Annotated in this window: 12 protein-coding genes; 4 read left to right on the plus strand and 8 right to left on the minus strand. The window is 71.6% G+C overall.

Translation table 11 applies throughout. From position 1 onward, the window contains the following. Nucleotides 1-15 precede the first annotated feature (15 nt). A complete protein-coding gene (locus OG974_RS28565; RefSeq protein WP_327285535.1) occupies nt 16-1,233 on the minus strand; it encodes an acetate kinase in 1,218 nt (405 codons plus the stop codon). Between the two features lie 77 nt (nt 1,234-1,310). Continuing rightward, entirely contained in the window at nt 1,311-3,413 is a 2,103-nt protein-coding gene (gene pta, locus OG974_RS28570) for a phosphate acetyltransferase (RefSeq protein WP_371644871.1), read from the minus strand. A 272-nt stretch (nt 3,414-3,685) separates the two neighbouring features. On the opposite strand from pta, the gene OG974_RS28575 reads away from it, so the two are divergent. Beyond that, on the plus strand, nt 3,686-4,711 hold the full coding sequence (locus tag OG974_RS28575) for an ATP-dependent 6-phosphofructokinase (RefSeq protein WP_327285537.1): 1,026 nt from the start codon (nt 3,686-3,688) through the stop codon (nt 4,709-4,711). A gap of 83 nt (nt 4,712-4,794) precedes the next feature. Here the strand turns inward: OG974_RS28575 and OG974_RS28580 are convergent, their stop codons facing one another. Next, complete coding sequence (locus tag OG974_RS28580) at nt 4,795-5,418, minus strand: helix-turn-helix transcriptional regulator (RefSeq protein ID WP_327285786.1); 624 nt, start codon at nt 5,416-5,418, stop codon at nt 4,795-4,797. 408 nt (nt 5,419-5,826) lie between these two features. Between OG974_RS28580 and OG974_RS28585 the strand changes: the two genes are divergently transcribed. Continuing rightward, the gene (locus OG974_RS28585; RefSeq protein ID WP_327285538.1) at nt 5,827-6,222 is read left to right on the plus strand and encodes a MerR family transcriptional regulator; all 396 of its coding nucleotides are present in this window, start codon (nt 5,827-5,829) and stop codon (nt 6,220-6,222) included. Nucleotides 6,223-6,238: 16 nt separating this feature from the next. Beyond that, nucleotides 6,239-6,586 carry a thioredoxin domain-containing protein gene (locus OG974_RS28590; protein ID WP_327285539.1) on the plus strand — a complete coding sequence of 116 codons (348 nt, stop codon included), beginning with the start codon at nt 6,239-6,241 and terminating at the stop codon, nt 6,584-6,586. Here the strand turns inward: OG974_RS28590 and glgB are convergent. The 4 genes from glgB to OG974_RS28610 all read right to left on the minus strand — a co-directional run bounded on the left by glgB (nt 6,576) and on the right by OG974_RS28610 (nt 14,165). After that, complete coding sequence (gene glgB, locus OG974_RS28595) at nt 6,576-8,891, minus strand: 1,4-alpha-glucan branching enzyme (protein WP_371644874.1); 2,316 nt, start codon at nt 8,889-8,891, stop codon at nt 6,576-6,578. The two genes, OG974_RS28590 and glgB, sit on opposite strands and share 11 nt — an antisense overlap. Then, nucleotides 8,888-10,327: a maltokinase gene (locus OG974_RS28600; protein ID WP_327285541.1), complete on the minus strand. Its 1,440-nt coding sequence runs from the start codon at nt 10,325-10,327 to the stop codon at nt 8,888-8,890. Before OG974_RS28600 ends, glgB begins: the two co-directional genes overlap by 4 nt. A 152-nt stretch (nt 10,328-10,479) precedes the next feature. Further along, nucleotides 10,480-12,174 carry a maltose alpha-D-glucosyltransferase gene (treS, locus tag OG974_RS28605; protein ID WP_327285542.1) on the minus strand — a complete coding sequence of 565 codons (1,695 nt, stop codon included), beginning with the start codon at nt 12,172-12,174 and terminating at the stop codon, nt 10,480-10,482. Further along, nucleotides 12,171-14,165, minus strand: a complete 1,995-nt coding sequence (locus OG974_RS28610) for an alpha-1,4-glucan--maltose-1-phosphate maltosyltransferase (RefSeq protein ID WP_327285543.1) — start codon at nt 14,163-14,165, stop codon at nt 12,171-12,173. Before OG974_RS28610 ends, treS begins: the two co-directional genes overlap by 4 nt. 686 nt (nt 14,166-14,851) lie before the next feature. Here OG974_RS28610 and glgP point away from each other — a divergent pair. Further along, nucleotides 14,852-17,506 carry an alpha-glucan family phosphorylase gene (gene glgP / locus OG974_RS28615; RefSeq protein ID WP_327285544.1) on the plus strand — a complete coding sequence of 885 codons (2,655 nt, stop codon included), beginning with the start codon at nt 14,852-14,854 and terminating at the stop codon, nt 17,504-17,506. Between the two features lie 13 nt (nt 17,507-17,519). Here the strand turns inward: glgP and OG974_RS28620 are convergent, their stop codons facing one another. Beyond that, complete coding sequence (locus OG974_RS28620) at nt 17,520-18,569, minus strand: AsnC family transcriptional regulator (protein WP_327285545.1); 1,050 nt, start codon at nt 18,567-18,569, stop codon at nt 17,520-17,522. Nucleotides 18,570-18,593: the final 24 nt, after the last annotated feature.

An 18,593-nucleotide genomic window follows, 5' to 3' on the forward strand; every position in this document is an offset into this window, starting at 1 on the left:
GGAAAGTCCAAGTGACTACTCGGTAACCAACGCGTACGCCTGGGTGGCGATCTCCAGTTCCTCATCCGTCGGGACCACGGCCACGGCCACCCGTGCGGAGTCCGGCGACACCAACCGAGGCTCCGGGGAGCGCACCGCATTGGCCTCCGGGTCCAGGGCGAGCCCCAGCTCCGCGAGGCCGTCCAGGGCAGCTTCGCGGACCTGGTGCGCGTTCTCCCCGACCCCCGCCGTGAACGCCACCGCGTCCACCCGGCCGAGGACCGCCGAGTAGGCGCCGATGTACTTCTTCAGGCGGTGTACGTACGCCGCGAAGGCGAGCCGCGCCGACTCGTCGCCCTCGCCCGCCCGCCGCAGCACCTCGCGCATGTCGTTGTCGCCGCACAGGCCCAGCAGACCGCTCTTCTTGTTCAGGAGCGAATCGATCTCATCCACCGAGAAGCCACCCACCCGCGCCAGGTGGAAGACGACCGCCGGATCCAGGTCGCCCGAACGGGTACCCATGACCAGACCCTCCAGCGGCGTCAGGCCCATGGACGTCTCCACGCACACCCCACCGCGGACCGCCGAGGCCGAGGCCCCGTTGCCCAGGTGCAGCACGATCACGTTCACGTCCTCCACCTGCCTGCCCAGCAGCGCCGCCGTCGCCCGCGAGACGTACGCGTGGGAGGTGCCGTGGAACCCGTACCGCCGGATGGCGTACTTGTCCGCCGTCGCGGCGTCGATGGCGTACCGGGCCACGTACTCCGGCATCGTCGAGTGGAACGCCGTGTCGAAGACCGCCACCTGCGGAAGGTCCGCGCGCAGCGAGCGCGCCACCTCGATGCCCGTCACGTTCGCCGGGTTGTGCAGCGGGGCGAGCGGGATCAGGCTCCGGATCTCCGCCAGCACCTCGTCGTCGATCACCGTCGGCTGGGTGAACCGGGTTCCGCCGTGCACCACCCGGTGACCGATGGCCGCCAGTTCGGGGGAGTCCAGGCCCAGTCCGTCGGCGGCGAGCTCCTGCGCGACGGCCCGGAGGGCGTCCGCGTGGTCCGGGATCGCGCCGAGCCGCTCCCGCCTGCCGCCCTCGGCGCCCGGCCCGGTCAGCGTTTCGTGCACGAGCCGCGAGGCCTCTTCACCGATCCGTTCCACCAGGCCGACGGCGAGGCGCGTGGAGTCCGCCATGTCGAGCAGCTGGTACTTCACCGACGAGGAGCCGGAGTTGAGGACGAGAACGCGCGATGCGGTGGTCACGATGAAGGTCTTTCCTTCGGGGTGGGGCCCGGTGGGGCTCGGCGGGATGCGGGCGGCGGTGGGGTCGGGCGGCGGCGTCAGGCGGTGGCGGCCTGCACGGTCGGCACGTGCCGCACGCCCTGCGCCTGGATCGCGGTGATCGCCACGGTGGTGACGATGTCCTGCACCAGCGCGCCGCGCGAGAGGTCGTTGACCGGCTTGCGCAGGCCCTGGAGCACCGGGCCGACCGCGACGGCGCCCGCCGAGCGCTGCACGGCCTTGTACGTGTTGTTGCCCGTGTTCAGGTCCGGGAAGATCAGCACGCTCGCACGGCCGGCCACGTTCGACCCGGGCAGCTTGGTCGCGGCGACCGAGGGCTCGACGGCGGCGTCGTACTGGATCGGGCCCTCGACGGCCAGGTCGGGGCGCTGCGCCCGGACGATCTCGGTGGCCTTGCGGACCTTGTCGACGTCCGCGCCGCTGCCCGAGGTGCCGGTCGAGTACGAGAGCATCGCGATCCGCGGCTCGACACCGAACGCGGCCGCGGTCGCCGCCGACTGGACGGCGATGTCGGCGAGCTGTTCGGCGCCCGGGTCCGGGTTGACCGCGCAGTCGCCGTAGACGAGGACCCGGTCGGCCAAGCACATGAAGAAGACCGACGACACGATCGACGCGTCGGGCTTCGTCTTGATGATCTCGAAGGCGGGGCGGATGGTCGCGGCGGTGGAGTGCACCGAGCCGGAGACCATTCCGTCGGCGAGGCCCTCCTGGACCATGAGGGTGCCGAAGTAGTTGACGTCGGTGACCACGTCGAGGGCCAGCTCGACGGTCATGCCCTTGTGGGCGCGGGCCTGCGCGTAGAACTCGGCGAAACGTTCCCGCATCGGAGAGGTCGCCGGATCGATGAGCTGGGCGCCCGAGATGTCGATGCCCAGGTCGCCGGCCTTCTTCAAGATCACCTGCTCCTCGCCCAGCAGGGTCAGGTCGCAGACCCCGCGGCGCAGCACCACGTCCGCGGCGCGCAGCACCCGCTCCTCGGTGCCCTCGGGCAGCACCACGCGGCGGCGCTCGGAGCGGGCCCGCTCCAGCAGCTCGTGCTCGAACATCATCGGCGTGACGCGCTCGGAGCGGGCCACCGACAGCAGGCCGCGCAGCTCCGCGGTGTCCACGTGCCGCTCGAACAGGCCGAGCGCGGTCTCCAGCTTGCGCGGGGTCGCGGAGTTCAACCGGCTCTGCAGCGAGAACAGTTCCGTTGCGGTCGGGAAGCTGTTGCCGGCCACCGACACCACCGGCGTGCCCGGCGCCAGCTTCGAGGCCAGCGTCAGGATGTCCGGGCCCGGCCGCTCGTTCAGGGTCAGCAGCACACCGGCGATCGGCGGCGTGCCGGAGGCGTGCGCGGCCAGCGCGCCGATGACCAGGTCGGCGCGGTCCCCGGGGGTGACGACCAGGCAGCCGGGGGTCAGGGCGTTCAGGAAGTTCGGCAGCATGGCGCCGCCGAAGACGAAGTCCACGGCGTCGCGGGCCAGCCCGGCGTCGTCGCCGAGGAGCACCTCGCCGCCGAGCGCCCGGGTGATCTGGGCGACGGTCGGGGCGGAGAGCGACTTGTCGTCCGGCAGCACGTAGCAGGGGACGGGCAGCCGGGCGGACAGCCGCTCGGCTATGGAGTCCCGGTCCTGTGCGGCGACCCGGTTGACCATCATCGCGACGACGTGGCAGCCGAGGCTCTCGTACGCGCGGAAGGCGCTCTGGGCCTCGGCGCGCACGGCCTCGGCGGGGTGCTTGGTGCCGCCGACGACGGGCACCACGACGGCCCCCAGCTCGTTGGCGAGGCGGGCGTTCAGCGCCAGCTCGTCGGGGAGGTTCGTATCGGCGTAGTCGGTGCCGAGGACGAGCATGACCTCGTAGTCGCGGGCCACCCGGTGGTAGCGGTCCACCAGCCGGGACACGAGCTCGTCGGTGCCCTTCTCGGCCAGGATGGCGGAGGCCTCGTGGTACTCCATGCCGTACGCCGTCGCGGCGTCCTGCTCGATCCGGTAGCGGGCCTTGAGGAGGTCGAAGAGGCGGTCCGGTGCGTCGTGGAGCAACGGGCGGTAGACGCCGACCCGCGCCGTCTGGCGGGTCAGCAGCTCCATGATTCCCAGCTCGACGACCTGCCGGCCGTCCCCCCGCTCGATACCGGTCACATACACGCTGCGCGTCACGCGGGTTCTCCGTCCCATCGTGTGGATAGTTGTTTTTCCCCGTTAGGGTGGGCCTGGCCTCTTGACAATACCCCGGCGGCCAGATAGGGCGCCCGCCGGGAAAGGCCTCTTCCGGGGGGTCGAAGGGCCCGGTGCGCGGAGCAGTGCGGAACGCGCCGTTCCGCCAGCCCGTGGAACAATCGGACAGGCTTCACCATGACGCCCTTCAGATGTACGGCCGTCCGCCCGCACGCGTACGGCCCGGTACGACCAGGAGCAGGAGACACAGCACGATGCGTATCGGAGTTCTCACCGCCGGCGGCGACTGCCCGGGCCTGAACGCTGTCATCCGTTCGGTCGTGCACCGCGCCGTAGTCGGCCACGGCGACGAAGTCATCGGCTTCGAGGACGGCTTCAAGGGCCTCCTGGACGGCCATCACCGCCCCCTCGACATCAACGCCGTCAGCGGCATCCTCGCCCGTGGCGGCACGATCCTCGGTTCGGCCCGCATGGAGCGCGCTCGGCTGCACGAAGCCGCCGAGAACGCGCAGGAATTGGCGACGCGCTACGGCATCGACGCGCTCATCCCGATCGGCGGCGAGGGCACACTGACCGCCGCCCGGATGCTGTCGGACGCCGGGATGCCGGTCGTCGGCGTGCCGAAGACCATCGACAACGACATCTCCTCGACCGACCGCACCTTCGGTTTCGACACCGCCGTCATGGTCGCCACCGAGGCCATCGACCGTCTCAAGACCACCGCCGAATCGCACCAGCGCGTGATGGTCGTCGAGGTCATGGGTCGGCACGCGGGCTGGATCGCCCTGGAGTCCGGCATGGCCGGCGGCGCCCACGGGATCTGCCTGCCGGAGCGCCCCTTCGAGGTGGACGCCCTGGTGAAGATGGTGGAGGAACGATTCTCTCGCGGGAAGAAGTTCGCCGTCATCTGCGTCGCCGAGGGCGCGCACCCGGCCGAGGGCTCGATGCCGTACGAGAAGGGCGAGATCGACGCGTACGGCCACGAACGCTTCGCCGGCATCGGCAACCGCCTCGCCGTCGAGCTGGAGCACCGCCTGGGCAAGGAGGCCCGCCCGGTCATCCTGGGCCACGTCCAGCGCGGTGGCACCCCCACCGCGTACGACCGCGTCCTCGCGACCCGCTTCGGCTGGCACGCGGTCGAGGCCGTCCACCGCGGCGACTTCGGCAACATGACCGCCCTGCGCGGCACCGACATCGTGATGGCCCCGCTGGCCCAGGCCGTCACCGAACTGAAGACGGTCCCGGAGGACCGCATGTACGAGGCCGAGTCGGTCTTCTGACCCGCCCCGCCACGGGTCCACGGCGGCACCCGGGCAGGACGTCCGGCCCCGGCCCCGGGGCCGCAAGGCCCCGGGGTCCAGGCCTAGCGCGCGCCGCCCGCGTAGGCCCAGAAGTGGGCCACGATGTCGGCCAGGAACTCGCGGCCCGCGTCGCCCGTGGCTGCGTCTCCCGCGGCGCCGCCCCAGCTCAGGGTGGCCACCATCTTCGACTGGTAGTCCGCGTGCAGCCGCTCCAGGACCGGTTCCAGGTGATGCTTCGGCACCGGCAGCAGCTTCGCCAGCGGCTTCACGTACGCCTGCCAGCGCGTGGTCACCGCGCTGCGCAGGATCTCGGCGAGCTCCTCCTGCTTGCCGGCCGCCGCCACGAACTGGGACAGGGACAGCCCGAGCACCTGGGCCAGGGCCACGGACTGCCGTTCGTTGCCCTTCCAGCGGCCGGTCTCCTCCATCTTCTGGTACGCGTTCGTCTCCAGCCCGATCCGCCGGGCCAGCTCGTCCGCGGCCATGCCCCGGGCCATCCGGTGCTCCCGCAGGGTCACGGGCTCGGCGAGCAGTTCGCCGGGGGCGCACCAGAGCACACCCGCGAGCGCCGTCAGCTCGGCGGAAGTCGGTGATATTTCGCCGCGCTCCCAGGCCATCACGGTCTCGGGCTCGACGATCAGTCCGTACTGGGCGCGCAGGCCATAGGCGACATGACCGGGAGCCATGCCCAGGGCTGCGCGGAGGCGACGCGCGGCGGGGGCATTGAAGGGAGGGCTGGAGTGCACACGGCACACCGTAGGAGTGCCCAAGGGGTGGCGACTACAGACCGTTCAAACAAGCCCAGAACTCGTAGGAACGTCCTATGGAGTTCCACGCTGTGGGTCGGTTTCCTGGCGACCGTCCGGTAATCGGAGCGCCTCTAGATCCATTTCCCAGCGTACGGCTGCTGCTGGCGGTTGCGATACCCCTGCGCACGATGTTCACGCTTCTCCCCCACCCCGTCCTGAACCGGACTCCCGCCGCCTGCGTGATCCCTGTCGGGGCCCTCGCCCACGGGGGTGGCGAGGGCCCCGCCCTAGCTGCCCGTCCTCGCTCCTTGCCTTGACGCCGGCGTCAAGGCTTACGGTCGGGCCATGCGAATCGGCGAACTGGCGGAGCGGGCCGGAACCAGCACGCGGACCCTGCGGTACTACGAATCGCGCGGACTGCTGCCCGCGCGCCGCACCGGCAACGGCTACCGCACCTACGACGAGGACGACCTGCGGTTGCTGCGCCAGATCCGCATGCTCCAGGACTTCGGCTTCGAGCTGGAGGAGACCCGTCCGTTCGTCGACTGCCTGCGCGCCGGCCACCCCGCCGGAGATTCCTGCCCCGCGTCCCTGGCCGTGTACCGGCGCAAGCTCGCCGAGCTCGACGGGCTGATCGGCCAGCTGGCCGACGTACGGGAGCAGGTCGCGCGGCAGCTCGCCGCCGCCGAGGACGCCGCCGGCGAGGCGGCGGCGCCGCGCTGTGAAATGACCGGACCGTGAGAAGGGGAGGGACGAGATGATCCACGCCAAGGGTGTTGCCGAAGTGACCGACGGGGACTTCGATACGGAGGTGCTCGCAGAGCGGGGCCGGCCCGTCCTCGTGGAGTTCACCGCCGACTGGTGCGGGCCCTGCCGGCAGCTCGCGCCGGTGCTGTCCGCCGTCGCCGCCGAGGAGGCCGACCGCCTCAAGGTCGTGCAGATCGACGCGGACGGCAACCCCGCCACCGTCGTCCGGTACGGGGTGCTGTCCATGCCGACCCTGCTCGTCTTCCGCGACGGCGAGCCCGTGAAGCAGATGGTCGGCGCACGCGCCAAGCGCAAGCTGCTTCAGGAGCTGGCGGAGGTCATCGAGGTCACGGCCTGAACCAGACCGTCGCCAGCGGCGGGAGCGTCAAGCGCAGGCTCACCGGGCGGCCCTGCGCGGGCACGGGCTCGGGCCGCAGGGGTTGCAGATGGCGCACGCCGCTGCCGCCGTACTGCTCCTCGTCCGTGTTCAGGACCTCCCGCCACCACGGCGCGCCTTCCGGGACGCCGATCCGGTAGCCGTGCCGCACCACCGGCGAGAAGTTCGACACGCACAGCAGCGGCGAGCCGTCCTGCGCGTACCGCAGGAACGCGAAGACGTTGTCCTCCGCCGCGTCCGCCTCCACCCAGCCGAAGCCCCCCGGCACGGTGTCCCGCTCCCACAGCGCGGGCGCCGCCGCGTACGTCAGGTTCAGGTCGCGCACGAGATCGCGCACGCCCCGGTGGTCGGCGGCCGCCGTGTACGAGGAGTCCAGCACCCACCAGTCCGGTCCGTGCGCCTCGGACCACTCCGATCCCTGGGCGAACTCCTGCCCCATGAAAAGGAGCTGCTTGCCGGGGTGGGCCCACATGAAGCCCAGGTACGCACGGTGTATGGCCCGCTGCTGCCACCAGTCGCCGGGCATCTTCGACACCAGCGAGTGCTTGCCGTGCACCACCTCGTCGTGCGAGATCGGCAGCACGTAGTTCTCGCTGTACGCGTAGACCATCCCGAACGTCATGTCGTGGTGGTGGTACTTGCGGTGCACCGGGTCCTTCGACGCGTAGCGCAGGGTGTCGTGCATCCAGCCCATGTTCCACTTCAGCCCGAAGCCCAGCCCGCCCGCGTCCGTCGGCCGTGTCACGCCCTCCCAGGCCGTGGACTCCTCCGCGATCGTCACCACGCCCGGGCAGCGCCGGTACACCGTCGCGTTCATCTCCTGGAGCATCGCCACCGCGTCCCAGTTCTCCCGGCCGCCGTGCTCGTTCGGCGCCCACTCGCCCTCGCCCCGCGAGTAGTCCAGGTAGAGCATCGAGGCCACCGCGTCCACGCGCAGCCCGTCCACGTGGAACTCCTGGCACCAGTACACGGCGTTCGCGACGAGGAAGTTGCGGACCTCCTTGCGGCCGTAGTCGAACTCCAGCGTCCCCCAGTCCGGGTGCGCGGCCCGGCGCGGGTCGTGGTGCTCGTACAGCGGCCGCCCGTCGAACTCCGCGAGCGCCCACTCGTCGCGCGGGAAGTGCGCCGGCACCCAGTCGACGATCACGCCGATCCCGGCCCGGTGCAGCGCGTCCACCAGCATCCGGAAGTCGTCCGGGCCGCCCATGCGCGAGGTCGGCGCGTAGAACCCGGTGACCTGGTAGCCCCACGAGCCGCCGAAGGGGTGCTCCGCGATCGGCATCAGCTCCACGTGCGTGAAGCCCAGATCCTTGACGTACGGGGGGAGCTGCTCGGCCAGCTGCCGGTACGAGAGCCCCGGCCGCCACGAGGCCAGGTGCAGCTCGTACACCGAGAACGGGGCCCGGTGCGGCGGGCGGTCCCCGCGCCGGGCCATCCACTCCTCGTCCTGCCACTCGTAGTGGGACGCCGTAACCACCGAGGCCGTGGCCGGCGGGACTTCCGCGGAGCGGGCCATCGGGTCGGCGCGCAGGGTGTGGCTGCCGTCCGGGCGGGTGATGTCGTACTTGTAGAGCGCGCCCTCGCCCACCCCCGGCAGGAACAGCTCCCACACCCCGGAGGCGCCCAACGAGCGCATCGGGTAGGCCACCGAGTCCCAGTACGTGAAGTCCCCGGTGACCCGCACCCCCTGGGCGTTCGGCGCCCACACCGTGAACCGGGTGCCGGCCACGCCCTGGTGCTCCATCGGCCGGGCCCCGAGGGCGGTCCACAACTCCTCGTGCCGGCCCTCGCCGATCAGGTGCAGGTCCAGCTCGCCGAGCGCGGGCAGGAACCGGTACGGGTCGTGCACCTCGATCTCGTCGCTGTCGTAGGTGACCAGCAGCCGGTAGTCCGGCACGCCGTTCAGCGGCAGCAGCCCCGAGAACAGCCCGTCGCCCTCGGAGAGGAGCTCGGCCCGCAGCCCCTTGGCGACGACCGTGACCGACTTGGCGTAGGGGCGCAGCACGCGGAAGACCACCCCGTCCCGCCGGGTCCGGGCGCCCAGCACTCCGTGCGGGTCGTGGTGGCGGCCCTCCAGCAGCCGGGCCCGTTCCTCGGTGCCCAGCGCGGGCGCCGGCCGTACCCCGTGCGCGGGAGCCCTCCGGGCGCGCGGCGGCGGGGCCTTGCGCGGCGCCGCCGGGGCGGGCGCTCCGCGGCCCTGGGCCGGCGCCGGGGCCGGAGCGGTGGACGGCGAGGTGGTCGAGGGTGACTGACGGGCGGGGCTCACGTGTGCGGCCTCCTAGGCGGCTGCGGGCGGGGGTGAGGGGAGAGGGAGGGGAAGCCTTCGCCGGGGCCCGGCTGGGCGCGGCCGAACCCCCGGTCCGCGCCGGCGGCGAGCCGCCGGATCGCGGCCATGGGGACGTGCAGCCAGTCGGGGCGGTGCCGGGACTCGTAGCGCGCCTCGTACACCGCCTTGTCCGTCTCGTACGCGCGCAGCAGGACGGGGTCCTCGCGCGGGTCGCGGCCCGTGGTGCGGGCGTAGCCCTCGCAGAAGGCGGCCCGGCAGGCGTCCGCCCAGGCAGGGGCGAACGGGCGGTGGGAGCGGGCCGCGTAGTCGAACGAGCGCAGTATCCCGGCGATGTCGCGGACGGCGGGTTCGGGGCGGCGGCGATCGGCCAGCGGCCGGGCCGGCTCGCCCTCGAAGTCGATCAGCGCCCAGCTGCCGTCGGCGGTCCGCAGGGTCTGGCCCAGGTGGAGGTCGCCGTGGATCCGCTGGGCGGGTACCCCGGCCCCGCGGGACGCGGCCAGCGCGTCGAACGCCCCGCGCAGCCCCGCCTCGTAGGGCCGCAGTGCGGGCACCTCGCGGGCGGTGGCCGCCAGCCGGGCCGTCATCCCGGAGGCGAGCCGGGCGGTCTGCTCCGGGCCCAGAGCGACGGTCGGCAGGGCGCCGGCGAGCGCGCTGTGCACCTCGGCGGTGGCCCGGCCCAGCGCGTGCGCCTCGGCGGTGAAGTCGCCCCCGTCGCCGAGCCGGCGCAGCGCGAGCTGCCAGCCGTCGTCGGAGCCCCGCAGGTAGGGCTGGAGCACCCCCAGGGTCAACGGTTCTCCGCCGGGCAGCGCCGCCTCGTACCAAGCGACCGGCGCGGGGACGCGGGCGCACCCGGCGGCCGCCAGCGCTCTGGGCAGCTCCAGGTCGGGATTGACCCCGGGGCCGACCCGGCGGAACACCTTCAGGATGTACGAATCCCCGTAGATCAGTGAAGAGTTGGTCTGTTCCCCCGACAGTGGTCGAGGGGTGAGCGCGGCCGGGATCAGCGCCATCGGGTCGCGGTCGAACCGCAGCGGGCCGAGGGTCCCGGGTGCGCGCAGCCGTTCCAGCAGCAGGGCCGCCAGCCGCGGATCGCCCAGCCCCTCGTAGACGCACTGGCCGGCGTACGGCCCCTGCTCGGCCCGCCCGATCAGGGCGGGCGCCAGGGCCGGCGGCAGTGCGGGGCGGACACCGAGCAGCAGCTGGTAGCAGTCGCCGTCGACGTCCAGGAGCAGGTGGACCAGCCTGGGGGAGGACCCCGGCGGCAGCAGGTCCGCCGCCGAGATCATCCGGAGCCGGCCGATGCGCCGGCCCTTGCCGGCGAACCAGCGCTGTACCGGGAGCCAGTCCCGCAGCATCGGCTCCAGTGGACTGAGTCCGGTCGTGCTGGTCGTCCCGGCGGATGCAGCCTCCGACATGGCGTCGCGTCCTTTCCCCGGGCCGTCACAGAATGCGGAGAGTGTCCCGGATCGCGTCAGTGCTTCTCCGGTGGTGTACGAGTGTCGGGTCAGGATGATCCGTACAGGGGCGGGCGATTGACCCATTCGCGCGCCCACCCCGTGCCCGGCGGCTACTCGTTGCGCAGGCGGAACCAGTAGAAGCCGTGTCCCGCGATGGTGAGCAGGTACGGCCATTCGCCGATCGGCGGGAAGCGCACGTCACCCGTGAGCTCCACCGGGACCCGCCCGTTGAACGACCTCAGGTCCAGCTCGGTGGGCTGCGCGAAGCGGGAGAAGTTGTGCACGCACAGCACCAGGTCGTCCCCGTACTCGCGGAGGAAGGCGAGCACCGCCGGGTTGGACGAGGGCAGTTCGGTGTACGAACCAAGTCCGAAGGCGGGGTTGGCCTTGCGGATCTCGATCAGCCTGCGGGTCCAGTGCAGCAGTGAGGAGGGCGATGCCATCGCGGCCTCGACATTGGTGACCTGGTACCCGTGTACCGGGTCCATGATGACCGGCAGGTTCAGCCTGCCCGGATCGCACGAGGAGAAACCGGCGTTGCGGTCCGGGGTCCACTGCATGGGCGTGCGCACACCGTCGCGGTCGCCGAGCCAGATGTTGTCGCCCATGCCGATCTCGTCGCCGTAGTAGAGCACCGGCGAGCCGGGCAGCGACAGCAGCAGGGCCGTGAACAGCTCCATCTGGTTGCGGTCGTTGTCGAGGAGCGGGGCGAGCCGGCGTCGGATGCCGATGTTGGCCCGCATCCGCGGATCCTTGGCGTACTCGGCGTACATGTAGTCGCGCTCTTCGTCGGTGACCATTTCGAGGGTGAGCTCGTCGTGGTTGCGCAGGAAGATGCCCCACTGGCAGCGGTCCGGGATCGCCGGGGTCTTGGCCAGGATTTCGGAGACGGGGTAGCGCGACTCTCTTCGTACCGCCATGAAGATGCGCGGCATGACGGGGAAGTGGAAGGCCATGTGGCACTCGTCCCCGCCCTTCGCGAAGTCGCCGAAATAGTCGACGACGTCCTCGGGCCACTGGTTGGCCTCGGCGAGCAGCACGGTGTCGGGGTAGTGCGCGTCGATCTCGGCGCGGACCCGCTTGAGGAGTTGGTGGGTGCGCGGCAGGTTCTCGCAGTTGGTGCCCTCCTCGGCGTACAGGTAGGGCACGGCGTCGAGACGGAAGCCGTCGATGCCGAGGTCCAGCCAGAAGCGGAGGGCGGAGACGATCTCCTCGACGACGGCCGGGTTCTCGTAGTTGAGGTCGGGCTGGTGCGAGAAGAACCGGTGCCAGTAGTACTGCTTGCGGACCGGGTCGTACGTCCAGTTCGACGTCTCGGTGTCGATGAAGATGATGCGGGCGTCCTGGTACTGCTTGTCGTTGTCGGCCCACATGTAGTAGTCGCCGTAGGGCCCGTCCGGGTCCTTGCGGGACTGCTGGAACCACTCGTGCTGGTCGCTCGTGTGGTTCATGACGAAGTCGATGATCACCCGCATGCCGCGGTGGTGCGCGGCGTCCACGAACTCCACGAAGTCGGCGAGGTCGCCGAACTCGGGCAGCACGGAGGTGTAGTCGGAGACGTCGTAGCCGCCGTCACGCAGCGGCGAGGCGAAGAACGGCGGCAGCCAGAGGCAGTCGACACCCAACCACTGGAGGTAGTCGAGCTTGGCGGTGAGCCCCTTCAGGTCCCCTACGCCGTCGCCGTTGCTGTCGTGGAAGGACCGGACGAGCACCTCGTAGAAGACCGCCCGCTTGAACCAGTCGGGGTCGCGGTCCTTCGCGGGGGTGTCCTCGAACGTGTCGTGGACGGGATCGTTGATCATCATGTGGTGGGTGACCCTCCGGTGGGCGGGGACGGTCGCAGAGCCGCCAGTACGTGCGCGGGCGTGCGGCCCGGTTCTAGGCGCACGTAGTTGGCCCTGCCCCAGTGGTAGGTCTCGCCGGTGAGCTCGTCGCGCACCGCGAGGGACCCGTGCCAGTCGAGGCCGAGTACCGGCATGTCCAACGAGACCGTCGCCTCCTGGGTGTGGTGCGGATCGAGGTTGACGACCACCAGTACGGAATTGGCGCCCGCGTGCTTCGAATAGGCGATCACCTGGTCGTTGTCGGTCGTGTGGAAATGGATGTCGCGCAGCTGCTGGAGGGCCGGGTTGCGCCGGCGCAGCCGGTTCAGGGCGGTGATCAGCGGGGCGATGGTGCGGCCCTCGCGGTCCGCGGCCGCCCAGTCGCGTGGCCGGAACTCGTACTTCTCGGAGTTCAGGTACTCCTCGCTGCCCTCCCGGACCGGGGTGTTCTCGCAGAGCTCGTACCCGGCGTAGACGCCCCAGGTGGGGGAGAGGGTGGCGGCGAGGACGGCGCGCACCTCGAAGGCCGGACGGCCGCCCTGCTGGAGGTACTCGTGGAGGATGTCGGGCGTATTGACGAAGAGGTTCGGCCGCATGACGGAGGCGGAACGGGTGTCCGCCAGCTCGGTCAGGTACTCGGTCAGCTCGGCCTTGGTGTTGCGCCAGGTGAAGTACGTGTACGACTGCTGGAAACCGATGGCGGCGAGCGTGCGCATCATCGCGGGCCGGGTGAAGGCCTCCGCCAGGAAGATCACGTCGGGATCGGACTTGTTGATGTCCGCGATCACCTTCTGCCAGAAGACGACCGGCTTGGTGTGCGGATTGTCCACCCGGAAGATCCGGACGCCGTGCTCCATCCAGTACCGCAGGACGCGGACCGTCTCCTCGACGAGCCCGGCCATGTCGGTGTCGAAGTGGATCGGGTAGATGTCCTGGTACTTCTTCGGCGGGTTCTCGGCGTACGCGATCGTCCCGTCGGCCCGGTGGCGGAACCACTCGGGGTGCTTCTCCACCCACGGGTGGTCGGGGGAGCACTGGAGTGCGAAGTCCAGTGCGATCTCCATGCGCAGCTCGCGGGCGCGGGCGACGAAGGCGTCGAAGTCCTCGATCGTGCCGAGGTCGGGGTGGACCGCGTCGTGACCGCCCTCCGTGGAGCCGATGGCCCACGGCACACCGGGGTCCCAACTTCCAGCCGAAAGAGTGTTGTTCGGTCCCTTGCGGTACGTACTCCCAATGGGGTGGATCGGTGGCAGGTACACCACGTCGAAACCCATCGCTGCGATGGCCGGCAGCCGCTCGGCGGCGGTGCGGAAGGTACCGCTCACGGGCTGTTCGCCCGGCTCGACGACGGCTCCCTCGGAGCGGGGGAACATCTCGTACCAGGAGCCGAAGAGGGCCCGCTTGCGCTCCACGACCAGCGGCAGGGCTTTGGAGGCGGTGACCAGCTCCCGGTACGGGCGCCGGGCGAGCGCGGCCTGCACGGGGGTCGCGAGGGCGGCGGCGTGGCGCAGCGACACCGCGCGGTCCTCGTCGCGCATCGCCTCGGCGGCGGCCAGTACGTGCTCGCGCCCGTCCTTCTTGGGGATCCGGGAGCCGGCCCGCTCGTAGAGCTCGGCGCCTTCGAGCAGGGTCAGCCCGGGGTCGATGCCCGCGGGGATCTTGATGGCGGCGTGGGCCTGCCAGGTGCCGACCGGGTCGCTCCACGCCTCGACGGTGTACGTCCACCTCCCCTCGGCCTCGGCGGAAACCCGAGCCCCCCAACGGTCGGTGCCGGGTGCCAGCTCGCGCATCGGCACGGGGGGCCGCAGCCGCCCGCTGGGGTCGCGGAGCACGACATGGGCGGCGACGGCGTCGTGGCCCTCGCGGAACACGGTGGCGGAGATCTCGAAGACCTCGTCCACGACCGCCTTGGCGGGTCTGGCCCCGCAGTCGACGGCGGGGCGGACGTCCAACACGGGAATGCGACCGATCATGATGGGATCACCTGGAGGCAGTTCGCGGGGCTCGGTGACAACAGCCCAGCCGGAACACCGGCTGGTCGTGCACGCTCTGTTCGCTCTGTTTCTAGCCGCTCAGAAGACGGCTGGGCTGCGGGCATGGCCGCTCCTGTCCGCGTTCACTCGGGTGGCGGGAGAGGTGGTGGGGCGGGGTGCCGTGCGTGTACGCGGGGAGCCCTGCCCACTCTCACCCCGCTCAATCCGTGCACTCGGTTAACTACTCGTACGTAGTCGCGAGGCCCGTACCAAGGTCTTGGCCGACATCCGTCGAGGCTCAGTCAAGTCGGTTGGGACTACCGGATGTACGCCGAGACGCGCCCCGCCCCATGGGTACCGGCAGCACCATGGGTGACCGCCGATTCGGGGTAGTGTGAGCGAAATGCCCGTACTGGAGCGCGCCTTCCCCTGCGGTCACAGCGGAGCTTCCTGCGCGGATCCACATGCGCCCGGCAAGGTCCGGTGGCACGGGCACGACGCAGGAATGTCCTGAATCCACATCGCCGTCCGCGCGGCACCGTTCGAAGGAACCTTCCTGTCGCGTGCCTCCCGTGCGGCACCGTGGCAGGGCGGAGCGAGGTGAAGCTAGCCTTCCCGGGGAGATGCGCGGGCGCACAGCGTGGTGCGGCCGCTTCGATGCGCAATTGCCTGCGAAGGTGGAACGCGTGAAGGCTATCCGTCGATTCACCGTGCGCCCCGTACTTCCGGAACCATTGCTGCCACTTGCTGACCTCGCGCGCAATCTGCGCTGGTCGTGGCATACCGAGACCCGCGAACTCTTCCAATCCGTCGACCCCGAGGGCTGGCAGGCCGCCGGCGGCGATCCCGTCCGGCTGCTCGGCTCGGTCTCCGCCCCCCGGCTCGAAGAACTGGCCGCCGACCGCCGCTTCCTGCGCCGGCTCGCCGTCATCGCCGCCGACCTCGACGACTACGTCCACGGCGGGAGGTGGTACCAGAGCCATGAGGACGGCGCCGAGCTGCCCGCCGGGATCGCCTACTTCTCCCCCGAGTTCGGCATCACCGCCGCCCTGCCGCAGTACTCCGGCGGGCTCGGGATCCTCGCCGGGGACCACCTCAAGGCCGCCAGCGACCTCGGCGTCCCCCTCATCGGCGTGGGACTGCTGTACCGACACGGGTACTTCCGCCAGTCCCTCTCCCGTGACGGCTGGCAACAGGAGCACTACCCCGTCCTCGACCCCAACGAGCTCCCCGTGTCCCTGCTGCGGGACGCGGAAGGGGCCCCGGCCCGGGTGGCCCTGTGCCTGCCCGGCGGCCGCGCCCTGCACGCCCACATCTGGCAGGCCCGCGTCGGCCGGGTGCCCCTGCTGCTCCTGGACTCCGACGTCGAGGACAACGACGCCGGGGCCCGGGAGGTGACCGACCGGCTCTACGGCGGCGGCAGCGACCACCGCCTCCTCCAGGAGATGCTGCTCGGCATCGGAGGCGTGCGCGCGGTGCGCACGTACTGCCGGATCACCGGGCATCCCGACCCCGAGGTGTTCCACACGAACGAGGGACACGCCGGTTTCCTCGGACTCGAACGCATAAGGGAACTGGAAGGGGAAGAGGGACTCGGCTTCGAGGCCGCCATCGAGGCCGTGCGCGCCGGGACCGTGTTCACCACGCACACGCCGGTGCCCGCCGGCATCGACCGCTTCGAGCGGGCCCTCGTCGCCCGGCACTTCGGGCCAGGCGCGGAACTGGCCGCCCTGCCCGTCGACCGGATCCTGGAACTGGGCGCCGAGTCCTATCCCGGCGGCGACCCCGGGGTGTTCAACATGGCCGTGATGGGGCTGCGCCTGGCCCAGCGGGCCAACGGGGTCTCGACCCTGCACGGGGCGGTCAGCCGCGGCATGTTCGCCGGGCTGTGGCCGGGCTTCGACCCGGCCGACGTACCCATCGCCTCCGTGACCAACGGGGTGCACGCCCCGACCTGGGTGGCCCCCGACGTCATGCGCCTCGGCGCCCGACAGATCGGGGCCGGGCGGACCGAGGACGCGCTGTCGGTGGGCGGCTCCCAGCGCTGGGACGCGGTCGCCGACATCGCCGACCAGGACATCTGGGACCTGCGGCGCGGGCTGCGCGAGCAGCTCGTGCAGGAGGTCCGCGACCGGCTGCGGGCCTCGTGGCTCCAGCGCGGGGCCGCCGAGGCCGAACTCGGCTGGGTGGACTCCGTACTCGACCCGGACGTGCTCACCATCGGGTTCGCCCGGCGCGTGCCCTCCTACAAGCGGCTCACGCTGATGCTGCGCGATCCCGAGCGGCTGCGCGCGCTGCTGCTCGATCCGGACCGGCCCGTGCAGATCGTCGTCGCGGGCAAGGCGCACCCGGCCGACGACGGGGGCAAACGGCTCGTGCAGGAGTTGGTGAGGTTCTCCGACGACCCGCGGGTGCGCCACCGGATCGTCTTCCTGCCCGACTACGGCATGGGCATGGCACAAAAGCTCTATCCCGGCTGTGACGTCTGGCTGAACAACCCGCTGCGGCCGCTGGAGGCCTGCGGGACCAGTGGGATGAAGGCGGCGCTCAACGGCTGCCTCAACCTGTCCGTGCTCGACGGCTGGTGGGACGAATGGTTCGAGCCGGACTTCGGCTGGGCCATCCCGACGGCCGACGGGCTGGGTACGGACGAGGACCGGCGCGACGACCTGGAGGCCGGCGCCCTCTACGAGTTGATCGAGGACCGGGTCGCGCCGCGGTTCTACGACCGCACGGGCCGCAGCGGACTGCCGGTGCGGTGGATCGAGATGGTCCGGCGCACCCTCGTCTCGCTCGGCCCCAAGGTGCTCGCTGGCCGCATGGTGCGGGAGTACGTGGAGCGGCTGTACACGCCGGCCGCGCGCGCCCACCGGGCCCTGAACGCGGACGCGGCACGGGACCTGGCCTGGTGGAAGGGCCGGGTCCGGGCGGCCTGGCCGCGGGTCGCCGTCGAGCACGTGGAGGCGCTCGCTGCGGCTCCCGTGAACGGCACCGCCGAACTGGGGGCCACCCTCACGCTCCGGGTACGGGTGGCGCTGGACGCGCTCACCCCCGAGGACGTGGAGGTCCAGGCCGTAGCCGGCCGGGTGGACCCGCAGGACGTGATCCGCGACGGGCGCACCTTCCCGCTCAAGCCCGCCGCCGGGCCCGACCTGGAGGGGCGCTGGATGTACGAGGGCCCGCTCGCCCTCGACCGCACCGGGCCCTACGGGTACACCGTGCGGATCCTGCCCGCACACCCGCTACTGGCGACACCGGCCGAGCTGGGGCTGGTCGCTGCCCCGGTGGACACCGACACGGCAGGTGACCCGGGCGCGGGAGGCGGCGTACTCCTGCGATAGGGCCGCGCCGGTTTCAGGGGGCGGGCGGCGGGTCGACCAGCCGCCCGCCCTCCACCAGCATCCCGGCCCGCTTGATGTTGCGCAGGGTCGGGATCACCTCCACGTGTTGGATGCCGGGCACCGCGCCGACCCGCTCGGTCATGTATGTGTACAGCGCGTCGGTGTCCCGGCACACCACCGCGGCCATCAGGTTGGCCGTGCCGGTCACCGCCGCCGCGAACGGCACCTCCGGATGCGAGGCGAGCGCCGCGCCCGCCTCCGCCAGCCGGGCCGGCGCCGCGGTCAGCATCAGCGTCGCCTCCGCCTCGAAGCCCAGGGTCGACGGGACGAGCTCCACGTCGAAGTACAGCGCCCGCAGCTCCCGCAGCCGGTCCACCCGGCGGCGCGCGGTGGACTCCGACAGACCCGAGGCGCGGGCCAGCTCCGGATACCCGGCCCGGCCGTCCTGGCCGAGCACCGCCAGCAGCTCCAGCTCCGCCTCGTCCAGGGCGTACCGTTCCTGCCCGTGCACCACGGGGGGCCGCTCCTGCGCCGGGGCCAGCGCCGCGACCTGCTCGGGGCGCAGGGTGTCCAGGCCGCACCACTGCGACGGCCCGCCGATGTACACCCGCAGGATGGTGTGCGCGCTGACCCCGGTCACCCGGCGAGTGCGCGGCAGCTTGTCCAGCAGCAGCCCGTCGCGGTCCTGCCGGGTCCGGGCCTTGGTGAGGCAGTTGATCTCGGTGCCGCCGGAGCCGAGCTTCACCCAGGAGATGTCCGGCCGCCGGGCCAGCGCCGCGGCCACCGCGAGCGCGGCGTCGGGCGCGCACTGCACCCGCAGCCAGGACTCGAACAGCCCGACGCGGTTGCCCAGCGGCAGCCCGACGACCCGGAGCAGGCCCGAGGTCCGCAGCCGGCGGTAGCGCCGCACCACCGTCTGGTCGGAGACCTCCAGCACCTCGGCGATCCGGCTGAAGGGGGCCCGGCCGTCGACCATCAGGGCCTGCATCAGCCCCCGGTCGAGGTCGTCGAGCTGGACGGAGCCGGGGGCGGAGGTGACGTTCGGCTTGGTGGACGTGATCATGGTTTCCATCATGACAGGGCTGTG

It is taken from the genome of Streptomyces sp. NBC_00597 (assembly GCF_041431095.1).
GTDB lineage: Bacteria > Actinomycetota > Actinomycetes > Streptomycetales > Streptomycetaceae > Streptomyces.

What these genes read in the sequence shown, in the direction of transcription:
- OG974_RS28575 (WP_327285537.1), top strand. Translation starts at nt 3,686, where the DNA reads ATGCGTATCGGAGTTCTCACCGCCGGCGGCGACTGCCCGGGCCTGAAC.
- OG974_RS28620 (WP_327285545.1), bottom strand. Translation starts at nt 18,569, where the DNA reads ATGATCACGTCCACCAAGCCGAACGTCACCTCCGCCCCCGGCTCCGTC.
- OG974_RS28590 (WP_327285539.1), top strand. Translation starts at nt 6,239, where the DNA reads ATGATCCACGCCAAGGGTGTTGCCGAAGTGACCGACGGGGACTTCGAT.
- OG974_RS28585 (WP_327285538.1), top strand. Translation starts at nt 5,827, where the DNA reads ATGCGAATCGGCGAACTGGCGGAGCGGGCCGGAACCAGCACGCGGACC.
- OG974_RS28600 (WP_327285541.1), bottom strand. Translation starts at nt 10,327, where the DNA reads ATGTCGGAGGCTGCATCCGCCGGGACGACCAGCACGACCGGACTCAGT.
- OG974_RS28580 (WP_327285786.1), bottom strand. Translation starts at nt 5,418, where the DNA reads ATGGCTCCCGGTCATGTCGCCTATGGCCTGCGCGCCCAGTACGGACTG.
- OG974_RS28610 (WP_327285543.1), bottom strand. Translation starts at nt 14,165, where the DNA reads ATGATCGGTCGCATTCCCGTGTTGGACGTCCGCCCCGCCGTCGACTGC.
- treS (WP_327285542.1), bottom strand. Translation starts at nt 12,174, where the DNA reads ATGATGATCAACGATCCCGTCCACGACACGTTCGAGGACACCCCCGCG.